Genomic DNA, 14,120 nt, shown 5'->3' on the forward strand with positions numbered 1-14,120 from the left:
AAGGGAAAGGGACTTTTAACTGTCTCTACTTCACCGGAAATATGCCCTCCACTTTGTTTAAAGGGAGCAGAATCCGGGAACGGTTCTTATCCTTGGCGAGTAATTCAATAAAATCGGCTCCGATTCTGATCAGACGAATCCGGTTAAAGGCACCGCGGGTAGGGAAGGTGGTCCGCACACCGACCAGCATCGTTTTGACCGGCGGCTTGACATCAAATACCCGAACCGAGTTGAGACTGGACGGCACAAAAAGCTCGCCTTGAACCTTAATGAAATTTTTGGGGAATACCCGCTGCAAACGTCCGGGTTCCAAACCCGTGTTCGGTGCGTTGATTTCTACCAGATGACCGGTTAAAGAGGCCAGTCGCTGCTGCAGCGTGATTTTATGGCCGCAGGGATGGATCGGCAATCCTTTCATATTCAGCATCATCCTTCCAGGGTCGTATGGTGTAGTGTATGTTGGAAGGTATGACATGGGTGAACGTAGAGGTTCGCATATCCGGCGTGAAGGATCAGGAAGATGAAGAGTTTCCGCGGTTGCTCGTTTCACTGCCATCCGGCTTCTCGTGTTTGATGCTGTCGGGAATCGGAATACTGTCCGGATATGAATCCTCAACAAACAGACCGAAATCCTCATCAATGTCGCGTTCGGTCACTAAACGTGGGTTCTCGTCGGAATGCTTCTTCATTGGCTGTTCCTCCTATTAAATCTAGTCTTTGAAATGTAGGGCTAGTATAAGAACTGATAGCTCGACCCATACTGTTTTACTATAAAAGATGTTGTATGGGAGGCGTAGGCATGGAAAGAAAGGGAAACATATTAACAGCACTCATATGGGGTACCTTGATCGGCATCCTGCTGTGGATGTCACTTCTAGGCTGGCTAGATATCCTATTCTGAAAATAGAGGATCGTACCCATATAAGGAAAAGACCCGCCTTCCTATTAGGAGAGGCGGGTTTTGTGCAGGTTTAGTCGTCCTCACCATGGCTGCCGTTCAGTAGATCGGTACCGTGCATCTGTTCCGTTGGCGGGGCGGCGGGGTCCACCGGGCTATTAGCCGCTATAGCGTCCGCATCCGGTACATCCTCCAGCGGCTGGTACTCATCTTCTCCGGACGGGTAATCTTTGAAAATGTCCTGGTTTAAAAACGCAGTCCCGCTGCCGGTTAATGAAGCGTCAGCTGCAAGGCGCCGCTCCGTGTCGCCGGAATATTGGCCTATTATTTCGTCTCCGGGGCGAGAAGGGGGTTCACCTTCGATGGCCCGCCATTCCCGATCCGTTACATCATCTGCGACATCGCGCATGTAGGTTTCATCGACGGGTCGATCCCTTTCTATCCGGTCTGCTTCAGCCTGCCCTGAGGGTGATAAGGAAAAGTTTCTCTCATCGGCAATGGTCCGCTGATCGGGATCGGCGCCGGTAGCTTCCCATGCATCGATGGCGCTGTGATCCGGGTTCAAACGTTCCTCCGGTTTCGCATCCGCAGGTGCCGCTTCATTCTGATCGTACGCGATATGATCCGCGTCTTCGCTGCTAAGGCTTTGCTCCGTGTAGGTGTTGACGTCTCTCAGATCATCTTGCGGAATCATATCCGTATCCTCGACTTTCCGTTTGGCCTCGAATTCCAAATATGTCAAGTCTGCCAGCGTATTCCGATTGTTTTCGTCTCGCATAGGGTCCATCTCCTTCCTTGAGTTCAAACACAATAGGTTTCTATACATCGACTTTACCCGCTGAATCAAGAATGAATCGTGGGTACCTTCAGGTTATGATAAAACCAAACAAGTTCTATCTTTCCCTGTCATTTGCCGTATTATGAAAATTTTCAAATTAGAAAAAGGGACGAAATCCAACACAAACTGGAGAAAATGAATGATTTCGTGGAATAGATCCGCTAAATTAGATAATGATATTTTGAAATGATCCCGTTATAATCGAAAAAGTGACTATCGGACCGGGACAATCCTGAGAGTGGATTGTCAAACAACTACAATAGAACAGGAAGTGATCAGGACTTTGTTTCAATGGATTAAACAAGGCTTCTTTGGCAACACACGCAGGGATATTTTGTCAGGATTGACGGTAGCGTTCGCTCTCATACCGGAAGCAATCGCATTCTCCATCATGGCTGGCGTCGATCCCATGGTAGGACTCTATGCCTCTTTCGTGATTGCTGTCAGTATTTCATTCTTCGGCGGACGTCCCGGCATGATCTCCGCAGCGACAGGGGCTATGGCATCTTTAATGGGACCGCTCGTGGCGATGCACGGCATCGAGTATTTGTATGCGGCAACCATTCTTACAGGAATCTTGCAATTGTTGATGGGGGCGCTCAAATTTGGGCGGTTTATTACGTTTGTTCCCCAGCCGGTCATCACCGGGTTCGTGAATTCCCTGGCCATCATTATTTTTCTGGCCCAGCTTCCGAATTTCAAGGGCGAATCGTGGCCCATGTACTTGATGGTCGTCGGAACACTGCTTATCATCTATTTGCTGCCGCTCGTTACCAAAGCGGTTCCCTCGGCGCTTGTTGCCATCATCGTGATGACGATCATCGCGGTGTGGTTCAAAGCTCCTGTGCAAACGGTGGGGGATATGGGCAACATTACGCAGGCTCTTCCGTTCTTCCACCTTCCGAATGTAACCATCAGCTTGGATATGATCATGACGATATTGCCCATATCGCTGGCTCTTGCCGTCGTCGGGATGACAGAATCGCTGCTGACGGCGTCGCTCGTGGATGAGATGACGGAGACCGGAAGCGACAAGAACCGCGAAATCCGCGGTCAGGGTGTTTCCAACGTGATCACTGGGTTCTTCGGCGGCATGGCCGGCTGCGCCATGATCGGACAGACGGTGATTAATGTGAAATCGGGGGGGCGCACCCGGTTATCAACGCTGGTGTCCGGTGTGTTCCTGCTGTTTCTCATCATTGTGCTCGGCGATGTCGTGAAACAAATTCCGATGGCAGCGCTTGTCGGGGTTATGTTTATGGTTTCGATCGGTACGTTTGAATGGGGATCGCTTCGCACGCTTCACCGTGTTCCGCTAGGTGATGCCATTGTCATGCTGGCAACGGTAATCATCGTGGTGGCAACGCATAATCTGGCCATCGGGGTCATGATTGGTATTATTTTAAGCGCGCTGAATTTCGGCTGGAAAATGGCAAAAATCCATGCGGTACCGCATGTTCAGCCAAACGGTACGAAGATATACGAAATCCGGGGGCAGTTATTTTTCGGAACGATGATGTATTTTATAAACCTGTTTGACGTGAATGAGGACCCTGAGCATGTCGTGATTGATTTCTCCAAATCCCATGTATGGGATCAGTCAGCCACAAATGCCATTTCCAAGGTATTGAATAAGTACAAGGAAGCGGGTAAAGCCGTCACGCTCGTGGGGTTGAACGACGAAAGTCAGCGGATGGTTGATAAAGTCGGCCTTGCTTCAAGCTCCACACACTAGAAACGTAAGGGATTGCTTTTAACCTTAGGGTTAAGGGCAATCCCTTTTCATTTTGCCTTTATGTAATAAAAATTTTACAAACGGAACAGACGTTTCATGTTATATTGATTGTAAATGAACACGAAGTTTGTCGAATCATCTGGATGGAGAAGATGCGTACTTTTATTGACTATAGACGGTTAGAGGTGCTGACAAGATGAAGGATATGCCCAAATACATATTCCTGCTTCTGCTGATGGTGCCGCTGCTGCTGCTTATATCGATCATATCACCGGGAAAATCGGACGCAAAGAATTCTCAAACCGTGATACCTGATTGGCAGTTTATGTGGGATGACGAACAACGGGATGTTGTTTCGCCGGTCAACCTGCAGGGAAGTTGGTTGGCGGGAATATCAGGCAAGAAGGAACCCCCAAAGTCAGATGGGGTGTATTCAGCATGGAATCGTTTTACTTTGCCCGCTCTCCCTTGGAAACATTCGGCCATCATGATTGACCGCTTCAAGGGACAGGATGTTTTGGCTTTTTTGGATGACGAACAGGTGTATGAAGCCAAACGAGACTATATGTATACGGATCATTCTCTTCTGCTTCCGGTCCATCCGGATGATGCTGGTAAGACCGTTTATATATGGACAAACGGCGTCAGGGATATGACGTTAGGTATCGATGGCGATATTATACTTGGCGAATATGAGCATCTGCGTGGAAATTTTATCAAGAATGACCTGGAAGATTTCATATTGGGCAGCTCGTTTATGTTTATCGCGGTGGTCATGTTCTTCTGCTGCTTATTCCTGCCAAAGCATACGGTATCCAGCTGGTTGTCTCTTAGCGTCGTCATTCTGGCAAGCGGGGCTATGCTTATTACGTATTCGCCATTCCTATACACGTTCTATGGAGACTTAGGCAGCGTGTGGGTCTCGGTGTTTGATATTTCACTCTTCGCCGTGCTGCCGGCGCTGTATTACTATTTTGAGAAAATATATGGTCCCGGGCCCTATCGAGTCATTCGCTACTGCCGAAGATTTCAAATAGCTTACTCCGGAATGTGCCTGATATTTCTAGTTGCCCATGTTGTCAGCCATCATTCATTTTACGAGATCTACTATTTTGTTTCGGTAAAGATCCTGGGCATTTTGGTTATCCTGCAAATGCTGCTGCTGGTCGGTACCACGATTCTGTATGCTTCCAAGCGGAACAAGGACGCTTATATCTTTTCTGTTGGCTTCGGGATAATGGCGTTAGCGACGCTCGGAGATCTTGCGGCTTTTTATTACCATGACGGGCAATATCATTTCGTTCTATGGAAATGGGGCATCATCGGACTGATTGTCTCCCTGATTGTCATGCTGGGCCGTAAATTCGTCCGCAGCCATGAGCAAGTGCTGCAGTATTCCAGAAAGCTGGAGATGTTTAATAACGAACTTCAGCGATCGGAGAAGATGGAGATCATCAGCGAGCTGGCCGCCTCGGTTGCACACGAGGTTCGAAACCCGCTGCAAGTGACACGCGGCTTCATGCAGCTTCTGGCACAGAATTCCAAGCAGGCGGAAAAGGAGTATTTTGGCCTGGCGCTGAAGGAGCTGGACCGGGCTTCGGGGATCATCACGGATTTCCTCACGTTTGCTAAGCCAGAATTGGAGAATGAGGTCAAGCTGAATGTGTATGAGGAGCTCAAGCATGTGAAAGGCATCCTGCTGCCGCTTGCCAATCTCAGCGGGGGCTCGATCGAGCTGGATAACGCGAAGGAATTATACATGACCGGTAATTCTTCCAAACTCAAACAAGCGATGATTAATATCGTCAAGAACAGTATAGAAGCACTGGATGGAGAAGGGGTTATTCGCATATGGGCCTATGCCAAGGGTGAAGAAGTGGTCATTCACATCAAAGATGACGGCATCGGGATGGACGCCGGGGATCTTGAGAGACTGGGCGAGGCTTACTTCTCCAATAAGTCCAAAGGGACGGGGCTCGGCCTGATGGTTACCTTTCGAATCATCGAAGCAATGCGTGGCACCATTCATTTTGTTAGTGAAAAAGGAAGCGGGACCGAGGCTATTATCCGCTTTCCGTCCATACCTGCTTCGCAGGAAGGGGAAGTATAAATTCGAGAGAGATGCCATAACGGTATCTCTCTTTGTTCTATCTTTAATAGAAAATTTTATCATTTTTCCGAATATTAGAAGGTGGAAGGTTTTGTTGCATCGAATAACACAATAAGAGTTTTACTCATTATAATGTTTGAGGTGCGTCAATGAGGTCTGGATGGAAGATCGCTGTGTTCCTGATCATCGTTTTTATTTTAAGCCAGGGGTTCCCCAGGCTTGTCTTTGCCACCGAAGAAACGGCAGCTCGTGCAGCGATTAAGGAGTGGAGAATCCTCTGGTCGGAATCCCGGGGGATACCGGAGAATGTGCCCGTCCACATCCATGACTGGATGGAGACTTCGCCCGGTGATTCGAAGCCTTATAAGCCGCATACCAAGGCATCCGCGTGGATTCATATGAGGATTCCCGAGATCGCATCCGCATCCCCTGGCATTTTGATTGATAAGCTCCACGGACAGCAGATTGCGGTTTATGCGGACCACCAGAAGATTTACGAATCTACCCGAACGTACAATTATGAGCTTAATTACATCTTGCTTCCTTTGCACCAGGACATGCTCGGCAAGGATCTTCACATCTGGCTGGAGACCGCTAGGGATCATGTGATGATTGAAGGGAAAATCCTTGTCGGCGATTATCAGGACATGTTTAATCGGTTTGTTAAGTCGAATTTGATGGACATCATTCTCGGAAGCGCCTTTATATTTATCGCATTGGTGATGTTGATCTGCACTATTTTTTTGAACAGAAAATATTTGGTCACGGTTTTATCCCTATCTTTAATTATTTTATCTGTAGGCATACTGGTGTTTACATACTCCCCGTTCCTTTATACGATTTTTAATCAATATGGAAATCTTTACACTCATTTATATGACATCTCATTATTTATCTTACTTCCTTCGTTCAGTCTCTTTTTTGAAAAAATCTTCGGGCCCGGCTGGAAGGGCACGCTGCGGAAACTCCGCAAGTTCCAGATATGCTACTCGCTGTTTTGCGGGTTGTTTCTGATTGTCAATCAATGGGGTTCGAATCAATGGTTCGACCTGTATTATTTCTTCTCCGTTCAGGTCATGGGTGTTGTGATGATCGTTCAATTTGTATTGCTGGTCGGGAGCTCCATGTATTATGCCGTTAAGGGGAATAAGGACGCTGTTATTTTCAATGCAGGCTTTGCGGTATTCGCTGTTGTGGGCTTAAGCGAGCTGCTGCAATTTTTCCTTACCCGGGGCAGCTACAATCTCTTTCTATGGAAATGGGGGATTGTCAGCTTCATCATTGCCCTGATCGTCATTCTCGGGCGGCATTTTGCCAAAAATCACGAACGGATTCTTCAATACTCCAAGGAGCTTGAGATGTTCAACAATGAACTGCAGCGTTCGGAGAAAATGGAGATTATCAGTGAGCTTGCAGCATCGGTTGCCCATGAGGTTCGTAATCCGCTGCAAGTAACGCGGGGATTCCTGCAGCTTCTCACCGGAAAAGCCCAAGCCACGGAACGCGAATATTTGGATTTGGCTCTGGTGGAGCTGGACCGTGCTTCCGGCATTATTACGGATTTCTTAACCTTTGCTAAACCGGAGTTCGGCAAAGACACCGTGCTTCGGGTTTCGGAGGAGTTCAAGCATATCGAAGGCATACTCGGCCCGCTTGCCCACCTCCAAGGAGGCAAGATCACCGTGGATATTCCGGAGGATATTACGATTCGGGGGAATTCCTCGAAATTCAAGCAGGCTTTCATCAACATTGTTAAGAATAGCATCGAGGCGCTGGGCGAAGAGGGATGGGTTCATATCCGCTGCTATCGCCAGCAGGACCAGGTTTTTATTCATGTTGTGGATAATGGCGAAGGGATGGGGCCGGATGTGTTGGCACGGCTGGGAGAGCCTTATTTCTCCAACAAAACCAAGGGGACAGGGCTTGGCCTGATGGTGACCTTTCGAATTATCGAGGCCATGGATGGAAACGTTTATTTTACGAGTAAAAAAGGAGTGGGGACGGATGCCGTCATTACGCTTCCCGCAGCTGGCGAATAATTCGCTAAGCTGCGGCAGCGATGACGGTGATCGTCCCCACTCTTTGTACGGATTACATCTATTTATGAAATGTCCAAGCTGTTATGTAGTCTTTACCAGATGGCTCTTTCTTTGGCTTCTGACTTGATCACGCCTGATGGATTCGGAGGAATGACCAGATACAGCTCGTTAGGGTTCTCTTCAAGTGTTCGAATCTCGATGTGGTCGGGAATCCGTACCCCAAGAACTTCCTTGATGGCGGATTTCGGATCGCTGAGCAATTTTGCCTTAAAGCTAGGATCCTCCCAAGCTTTTTGAATCAATTGTGTTTGAAAGATGGCTTCTGTCGTCATAAGAATCACCCTTTCAAATAAATTGGTTATTTTTTACTCTTAAAGAATACCATGGAACAAATATAAAATCTATTATTTTTTGCTGAGAATAGACAAATAATAGTTTAACCCGCCAAAAGAAAGGGTTTCTTTACTGTTTTCGATATGATTCGCTTCGGCTTGAAGCTCATCCACCATCGTTTGATGAAAGGAGATGAGATGGGGGGCGTCTATATCTACCGATAAGAGCTGGGCGTGGGTCGCTGCAGCAATGTCTGCATAGGGCTTCAACATGTTGTTAACATAGATGGCTTCTTGAACTTCGGACAGCGTCAGGTTCGCTTCGCGTGGTCGACCCAATTCCGATTTAATGAGAGACAGCAGGCAGTTGTAGCTGCCATCTGCAAGATCCTGCTTCCAATCGGTCCAATCGTCCATCATCTGCAAGGTAAGCAGAACATGGTTCATCACATCATTCGTTCGTGGAATGAGGCCTGCTTGATCAGATAAAAGCAATGAGGCAGTGCTTCCCAGCTTTACGGGAGCCGCTTTTTTTGCGATCATGGCTCGGTTGTGCTTGAAGTAATCGTCCCGGGTTTCGTGGAGGACGCCTTCGGACCATTCATGTGTGTAGTTTTTGAAATAAGACCAGAAGTCGGAATTCGCTGAAAAGTAGGGTTGATAGGATGTGAGAAATTCGTAATACAGCAGGTTGGCAAGTGCGAGATGGTGTTTCGGCTCTATGGTAGACTGACTGTCATGGGGCGAGTCCATAATGTCATCTTGAATGAAGTAGTATAACATGCCGATAATGTTGGCCGCTGAGAGGTGACGGTATACATCGGCGGGGAGAGCGGTCAGTTCTTTCATCCAGAAGGGAAGCAGATAACAAATGTAATTTTTGGAACTGTCCTGCTCGAACACGTCAAACTTTCTCAAGTATGAAAGACCAATTTCATTCAAGGGAGCAGGGAGCTCGGATAGCCTTGCTTCGCAGACTGAGAATGCGGCTGCAAGATCGTCCTCGAAAGGTTTGAACCAGTTCATGGAATCACCAACCTATTCTATATATAAGGAACAAGTGCTTACTTGCTATATTAACATGAATATTTATAAAGTTAAATATTACCAGTCCCATAAAATGGCTAAATATGGTTTTTTTGATGCTGCGACGGGTTCTTTTACAGGCGGTACATCGGTTTTATTGTTTGATTATGGCGACTGGCGTTTAAGTTAGGGATGTACAGCGATAAATCGAAAATGACCATTTAGGAGGAATTCATATGACTCAGAAAATTGTAGGAGCTTTTCGGACGGAGCAGGAAGCAACCCGGGCCATTGAGGATCTAAAGCAGCAAGGTTTCAGAGCCGATGAAATCTCTGTCATTGCCAAGGATCGCGGAGAATCTTCTCATATTCAGGACGAGACCGGCACCAAGGCCCCTGAGGGCTTGGCATCCGGTGCCGCCACAGGCGGTGTGTTAGGCGGTGTAACCGGATTGCTGGCCGGCTTAGGTGCATTGGCCATTCCAGGCATTGGTCCGATCATCGCGGCTGGTCCGATCGCGGCAACACTTACGGGAGCAGCCGTAGGCGCTGGCGCGGGCGGATTGGTAGGTGGTTTGATTGGCCTAGGAATTCCGGAAGAACAAGCGGAGGAGTACGGGGGATATGTGGACGAAGGCCATATTCTGGTCATGGTGGATGCAGATGAAACAAATGGTGGCCGGGTATATGATATATTCCGCAGCAATAGCGCCCTCAATGAACATCATTACCGTGAGGAAGGCACCTATAGCGGTACCGGTGCGCCAGTAGATTCACGCTCTGAAGCAGCGGCTGCGACCGAGGATGCGGTCCCGGACCCTAATCTGTATCAAGGTTATGGTGATGGTAATGGCGGTGCCATTAGTCCGGATCGGGATGAGATCTCGAAGAGACGATAAGGGTTAATGTTAAAAATATGAATTGGCAATAACAAACCGCCCGGGATAAATCCGGGCGGTTTATTATTGCGTTTAACGAGTGTTTACCGCTTACTGCGCTGTCTCTGCGCTCCCCTCGGCCCGTAACCGGGACCGCCAGGTCCGTGTCCAGGACCACCAGGACCGCCGGGTCCATGTCCAGGACCCCCAGGATGCCATGGACCATGTCCATGCCCGTGTCCGTGTCCGGGATATCCGTGGCCACCAGGATATCCCGGATAAAACGGAGGGTAAGGATAGAATGGATAATAAGGTGGATAGTATGGATAAGGATAGAACGGGTATCCGGGGAAGAGCCCTGGAATACCAAGGCTTGTTTGGGATTGAAGGCCTCTTTTAGGATGATGATGACTCAAGCCATGCACCTCTTTCTGCCAGATCGTTATCTCATCCTATGTGGAAGCGGAGAAGAAGGGCACATATCCAGTTAAAATTAGGCGGACGTCCATCGTCGGTATGAATATCAGTGCTGTGCTGTCAGGGCAGAATAATTCAGGTATAACACCTGGTGAATAAAAAGGTGCAAATGACCTCCCCGTTAAGGGTAAGGATCAAATGCACCTTCAGTGTCTACCTACTATATTCAAATATATTGAAGACCCGCTGTGTACGGAAGAGGGATGGCTTCAAAGGTTACGCTGCCGTTAGCCCGATAAGATGATTCCGGATCAAACAGGATCGAGAGTAAACCCTCATCATCCAGTTCCAATGCTTCATTATTCAGGGTAAGTCGGTAAGGACCATGCTCGCCATCTGCCTGAATCAACCCCTCAGGCAGCACAGGAGCCAGCTGGCGTAGCAGTTGTGGGCCGCTAACTACATAAACGGTTCCCTCATTTTGAATATATTCAGGCGTAATGCCGGCTGATTGGATTAATGCTGCCAGCTCTTTATCCTGCCAAGGCAGCGGAATCGTTAGCGCTGAAAGGTTGAAGGAAGAGATCGCCTCGGCGATGACCAGTGCAGCCGCTTCAGGACTTCCTCCCCATTCTACAAGGGTAGACTCTCTCGAAGGAGTCATCACGGTCCCAGGCACGGCTATGATGGCAAATGCGGTCAACACGCCGTCTTCTTCGGCGACAAGCACCTGCTGCTCAAGGCGGATCACGTTGGAGTAGGCGCTTGCACCCAGCAGTTTGTTAAGCTCCGAAGCCGTAGTAACATAACCGGCTTCCCGCTGCTCCATCAGCTTTTGAAGGTGGAATAGATCCTGCGGCTGCATTGCCCGAATGCGCACTTGTTTTCCCGTCACCGCTCGCAAGGGCTCAATGGAGCCCGGGTCAAGACGGAAGCGGAATGCACGGCCGAACAAACGGCTGCCTGCCCGGGTATACAGGGATCTGCCGCCGGAAATGAGGATTAAGGATGCCCCGGAAGCTTCGCCATGACGGATGCACTGTTCCAGGAGACTGCCTGCAAGGCGCTGACCCCGGTAATCCGGATCCGTACAGACGGAGCCGATGGAATAGATATTTAATCGGGCACCGCGAGTCTGGATGGAAAATGGTACGAATCCCATGAATGAGACGAGTTTGTCTTGATCCCAGGCACCGTAGGAATGGCTGATTCCCGGCGAAAATATCGGAGGAAAGGATACCCCCATCGAAGGCTGTTCCGGCTGCTTCAGAAAAATACGGTCGGACAGCTCGACAGCTTGATGTAGTTGATCGCTTTTCATAATAGAAATGTTCATTCGTTGACGCCTCCCCTATGTATGTCACTTGTTACCAGTATAAAGTCATTGGGTGTGGAATATCCAGTAAACGTTTGCAACTTCTTTGTCCGTCCGGCTCCGTCGAATCGATTCTTGAAGAGGCACTTGTTGTGTGCGAGGAAGGGATGATTTTCGGGTAATATAACTTACGAAACTGACACCGGAGGGATGAGCTTGCCAAGTTTTGTTGATTCCATGATTTTATTATGCGGCGCTTTGCTTCTGACAGGCGTACTGACCACCAAGTTTTCTTCTCGCTTCGGCATGCCCGCCCTAGTACTGTTTATCGCCATCGGGATGATTCTCAGTCGCTTCATATATTACGATAATGCGGAGCTCACACAGCTGGTCGGGATATTTGCGCTGATTGTCATATTGTTTCAAGGCGGGATGCAGACCGATTTCAAAGAAATCAAGCCGGTTATGGGGACGGCCATTTCACTTGCCACGATAGGTGTCTTGCTGACAACGGTTGTCGTTGGAATATGTGCTGCATTCATTCTGGATATTTCGTTACAAGAAGGGCTGTTAATTGGTGCGATTGTTGGTTCGACAGACGCAGCGGCCGTCTTCTCGGTTCTCGGCGCAACGAATCTCAAGAAACGGATTCGAATGACGCTGGAGGCTGAATCCGGAAGCAATGATCCGATGGCGGTGTTTTTAACCGTGTCCTTAATCGAATGGATCGAACATCCGAAACTAAATTTGATGGGTCTTATTTTTTCCTTCGTGATGGAGATGGGACTGGGCCTGGTTATCGGTGTTCTTATCGGGATGCTGGCCGTATATGTGATCAATCGCATCAATTTTGATTCCTCGGGTTTATATCCGGTGACGGCCTTGGGGTTCGCGGTGCTGACGTATGCCGCTGCCGCATGGCTTGGAGCCAGCGGTTTGCTGGCCGTATACGTTATGGCTTTGCTGCTCGGCAATACCGAGCTGACGTACCGCAAGACGATTCAAGCATTTAACCAAGGTTTTGCATGGATGATGCAGATCGTCATGTTTGTGCTGCTCGGGCTCCTTGTCTTCCCGAACGAGCTGTCGGAAGTCGTATGGCAAGGACTGTTGTTGTCCTTGATTCTCATCTTTATTGCCAGGCCGATCGGCGTGTTCAGCAGCCTGTTGTTTACCAAATTTGCCGTGCGGGAGAAAATATTAATTTCATGGGCGGGCCTTCGCGGGGCCGTACCGATCGTCCTGGCTACATATCCCGTTCTGGCGGGAATCAGGCATGGAGAATTGTTTTTTAATGTCGTGTTCTTTGTTGTGTTGACCTCAGCGGTGATCCAAGGCACCACGATCTCCCCGCTCACGCAAAAGCTTTCGTTGGTGGAGAAGGATAAAGCCAAAGCGCCGACTTTATTAGAGTTAATGGCTCTTGGAAAAGCGGATTCCGAGATCAACCACATTCTGGTGGATGGGGATATGCCCATTATCGGCAAGGAGATTCAGCAGCTGAATCTGCCGGACGATATCCTCTTTACGGCTATTATTCGGGAGAAGCGTATCATTACGCCTAGGGGGAGTACGGTTATTGAGGCAGGGGATACTTTATATGTGATGAATCCGAAACAAAAGCGGAAGGAAATGAAAACGATCCTGGGGTTGTCTTAGGGTTCTTAGCGGCCGGAGAAATATGATGCCTATCATAGCTATCGATCTTAAAAATAAATTAGGATAGGTATAAATAGGAGGTAATTTCTTCATCCTATCTTCATCTGATAAGTTTCAATTCCCTTTGCAAAAGAGACAAGAATCTGTTATGATTAATACAAGGATTTAGAATAAGTCTAAATACAATAACAAAGGAGACGATATAGATGAGTAATTTAACCCAACAAACACAAGGAACGACAACCGATGAACTTCAACAAATTTTGAACACGCAGGTAGCCAACTGGAGTTTGCTTGGCGTAAAGCTTCACCACTATCACTGGTATGTAAAAGGTCCTCAGTTCTACGTGCTGCACGAGAAATTCGAGGAGCTGTACAACACAGCAGCAGGTTATGTGGATGAGCTGGCCGAGCGGATGCTGGCCATTGGCGGTAAACCGGCAGCCAGCATGGCGCAATATTTGAAGCTGGCTACGCTGCAAGAGGTTTCCAATGAGAATACGGCTGAACAGATGGTCGGACAACTGGTTGCGGATTTTGAGCAGCTTGCCGGTGAACTGAAGGCGGGGATCGCAGCCGCGGATCAAGAAGGGGACGACGCTACATCCGATCTGTTGACCGGTATGGTCAGCGATGTACAGAAGCATTCCTGGATGCTGAATGCCTTCTTGGGTAAATAAATTTCACATTTGTATGCTTGCCGTCTCATGACGGATTGCGAATATAGGGTGGGAGATCGACGGATAGGGGTCGATCTCTTTTTTTTGTTCACCTTGCGAGTGATGTTGTAAGATTAAATTTGAAATTTATTGCGTCTTTCTTCAATGCGCAACGTATACAGTTTATAGTTATTTTTAATTGCGGATAGGAGTA

At 48.3% G+C, this 14,120-nt stretch carries 14 protein-coding genes; 8 read left to right on the top strand and 6 right to left on the bottom strand.

Going from position 1 to position 14,120, the window contains the following annotated elements; genetic code table 11:
- Window positions 1-25: 25 nt before the first annotated feature.
- From PAEVO_RS27795 to PAEVO_RS27800, 3 genes are all read right to left on the bottom strand, one after another.
- Window positions 26-418, bottom strand: coding sequence for a hypothetical protein (locus PAEVO_RS27795; protein WP_100540723.1), 393 nt, complete (start codon window positions 416-418; stop codon window positions 26-28).
- 94 nt (window positions 419-512) lie between these two features.
- The gene (locus PAEVO_RS34005) at window positions 513-689 is read right to left on the bottom strand and encodes a hypothetical protein (RefSeq protein ID WP_164817244.1); all 177 of its coding nucleotides are present in this window, start codon (window positions 687-689) and stop codon (window positions 513-515) included.
- Window positions 690-971: 282 nt separating this feature from the next.
- Window positions 972-1,676, bottom strand: coding sequence for a hypothetical protein (locus PAEVO_RS27800; RefSeq protein ID WP_100540724.1), 705 nt, complete (start codon window positions 1,674-1,676; stop codon window positions 972-974).
- Window positions 1,677-2,019: 343 nt separating this feature from the next.
- Between PAEVO_RS27800 and PAEVO_RS27805 the strand changes: the two genes are divergently transcribed.
- The 3 genes from PAEVO_RS27805 to PAEVO_RS27815 all read left to right on the top strand — a co-directional run bounded on the left by PAEVO_RS27805 (window position 2,020) and on the right by PAEVO_RS27815 (window position 7,620).
- A complete protein-coding gene (locus PAEVO_RS27805; protein ID WP_100540725.1) occupies window positions 2,020-3,471 on the top strand; it encodes a SulP family inorganic anion transporter in 1,452 nt (483 codons plus the stop codon).
- A 196-nt stretch (window positions 3,472-3,667) separates the two neighbouring features.
- Complete coding sequence (locus PAEVO_RS27810) at window positions 3,668-5,581, top strand: sensor histidine kinase (RefSeq protein ID WP_100540726.1); 1,914 nt, start codon at window positions 3,668-3,670, stop codon at window positions 5,579-5,581.
- A gap of 149 nt (window positions 5,582-5,730) precedes the next feature.
- On the top strand, window positions 5,731-7,620 hold the full coding sequence (locus tag PAEVO_RS27815) for a sensor histidine kinase (protein WP_207797540.1): 1,890 nt from the start codon (window positions 5,731-5,733) through the stop codon (window positions 7,618-7,620).
- Between the two features lie 92 nt (window positions 7,621-7,712).
- On the opposite strand, the gene PAEVO_RS27820 is transcribed toward PAEVO_RS27815, so the two are convergent.
- The gene (locus PAEVO_RS27820; RefSeq protein ID WP_098742453.1) at window positions 7,713-7,952 is read right to left on the bottom strand and encodes an NHLP leader peptide family RiPP precursor; all 240 of its coding nucleotides are present in this window, start codon (window positions 7,950-7,952) and stop codon (window positions 7,713-7,715) included.
- 72 nt (window positions 7,953-8,024) lie between these two features.
- Complete coding sequence (locus PAEVO_RS27825) at window positions 8,025-8,978, bottom strand: hypothetical protein (protein ID WP_100540727.1); 954 nt, start codon at window positions 8,976-8,978, stop codon at window positions 8,025-8,027.
- A gap of 55 nt (window positions 8,979-9,033) precedes the next feature.
- Between PAEVO_RS27825 and PAEVO_RS34745 the strand changes: the two genes are divergently transcribed.
- The 3 genes from PAEVO_RS34745 (at window position 9,034) to PAEVO_RS34010 (ending at window position 10,256) form a co-directional block, all read left to right on the top strand.
- The gene (locus PAEVO_RS34745; protein ID WP_279300486.1) at window positions 9,034-9,168 is read left to right on the top strand and encodes a hypothetical protein; all 135 of its coding nucleotides are present in this window, start codon (window positions 9,034-9,036) and stop codon (window positions 9,166-9,168) included.
- Window positions 9,169-9,214: 46 nt separating this feature from the next.
- The gene (locus PAEVO_RS27830; RefSeq protein WP_100540728.1) at window positions 9,215-9,877 is read left to right on the top strand and encodes a general stress protein; all 663 of its coding nucleotides are present in this window, start codon (window positions 9,215-9,217) and stop codon (window positions 9,875-9,877) included.
- A gap of 79 nt (window positions 9,878-9,956) precedes the next feature.
- Complete coding sequence (locus PAEVO_RS34010) at window positions 9,957-10,256, top strand: hypothetical protein (RefSeq protein ID WP_165789768.1); 300 nt, start codon at window positions 9,957-9,959, stop codon at window positions 10,254-10,256.
- A 243-nt stretch (window positions 10,257-10,499) separates the two neighbouring features.
- On the opposite strand, the gene PAEVO_RS27840 is transcribed toward PAEVO_RS34010, so the two are convergent.
- Complete coding sequence (locus PAEVO_RS27840) at window positions 10,500-11,609, bottom strand: GNAT family N-acetyltransferase (protein ID WP_100540729.1); 1,110 nt, start codon at window positions 11,607-11,609, stop codon at window positions 10,500-10,502.
- 189 nt (window positions 11,610-11,798) lie between these two features.
- On the opposite strand from PAEVO_RS27840, the gene PAEVO_RS27845 reads away from it, so the two are divergent.
- Both PAEVO_RS27845 and PAEVO_RS27850 read left to right on the top strand, forming a co-directional pair.
- Window positions 11,799-13,247, top strand: a complete 1,449-nt coding sequence (locus PAEVO_RS27845; protein ID WP_207797541.1) for a potassium/proton antiporter — start codon at window positions 11,799-11,801, stop codon at window positions 13,245-13,247.
- A gap of 206 nt (window positions 13,248-13,453) precedes the next feature.
- Complete coding sequence (locus PAEVO_RS27850) at window positions 13,454-13,927, top strand: Dps family protein (protein ID WP_100540731.1); 474 nt, start codon at window positions 13,454-13,456, stop codon at window positions 13,925-13,927.
- Window positions 13,928-14,120 lie beyond the last annotated feature (193 nt).

Origin of the sequence: Paenibacillus sp. GM2FR (genome assembly GCF_002803325.1) — a bacterium.
Lineage (GTDB): Bacteria > Bacillota > Bacilli > Paenibacillales > Paenibacillaceae > Paenibacillus_AQ > Paenibacillus_AQ lautus.

Excerpts from the sequence above, each read along its gene's own strand:
- PAEVO_RS27795 (WP_100540723.1), bottom strand. The coding sequence starts at position 418 with ATGAAAGGATTGCCGATCCATCCCTGCGGCCATAAAATCACGCTGCAG.
- PAEVO_RS34005 (WP_164817244.1), bottom strand. The coding sequence starts at position 689 with ATGAAGAAGCATTCCGACGAGAACCCACGTTTAGTGACCGAACGCGAC.
- PAEVO_RS27800 (WP_100540724.1), bottom strand. The coding sequence starts at position 1,676 with ATGCGAGACGAAAACAATCGGAATACGCTGGCAGACTTGACATATTTG.
- PAEVO_RS27810 (WP_100540726.1), top strand. The coding sequence starts at position 3,668 with ATGAAGGATATGCCCAAATACATATTCCTGCTTCTGCTGATGGTGCCG.
- PAEVO_RS27815 (WP_207797540.1), top strand. The coding sequence starts at position 5,731 with ATGAGGTCTGGATGGAAGATCGCTGTGTTCCTGATCATCGTTTTTATT.
- PAEVO_RS27820 (WP_098742453.1), bottom strand. The coding sequence starts at position 7,952 with ATGACGACAGAAGCCATCTTTCAAACACAATTGATTCAAAAAGCTTGG.
- PAEVO_RS27825 (WP_100540727.1), bottom strand. The coding sequence starts at position 8,978 with ATGAACTGGTTCAAACCTTTCGAGGACGATCTTGCAGCCGCATTCTCA.
- PAEVO_RS34745 (WP_279300486.1), top strand. The coding sequence starts at position 9,034 with ATGAATATTTATAAAGTTAAATATTACCAGTCCCATAAAATGGCTAAA.
- PAEVO_RS27830 (WP_100540728.1), top strand. The coding sequence starts at position 9,215 with ATGACTCAGAAAATTGTAGGAGCTTTTCGGACGGAGCAGGAAGCAACC.
- PAEVO_RS27840 (WP_100540729.1), bottom strand. The coding sequence starts at position 11,609 with ATGAACATTTCTATTATGAAAAGCGATCAACTACATCAAGCTGTCGAG.
- PAEVO_RS27845 (WP_207797541.1), top strand. The coding sequence starts at position 11,799 with ATGAGCTTGCCAAGTTTTGTTGATTCCATGATTTTATTATGCGGCGCT.
- PAEVO_RS27850 (WP_100540731.1), top strand. The coding sequence starts at position 13,454 with ATGAGTAATTTAACCCAACAAACACAAGGAACGACAACCGATGAACTT.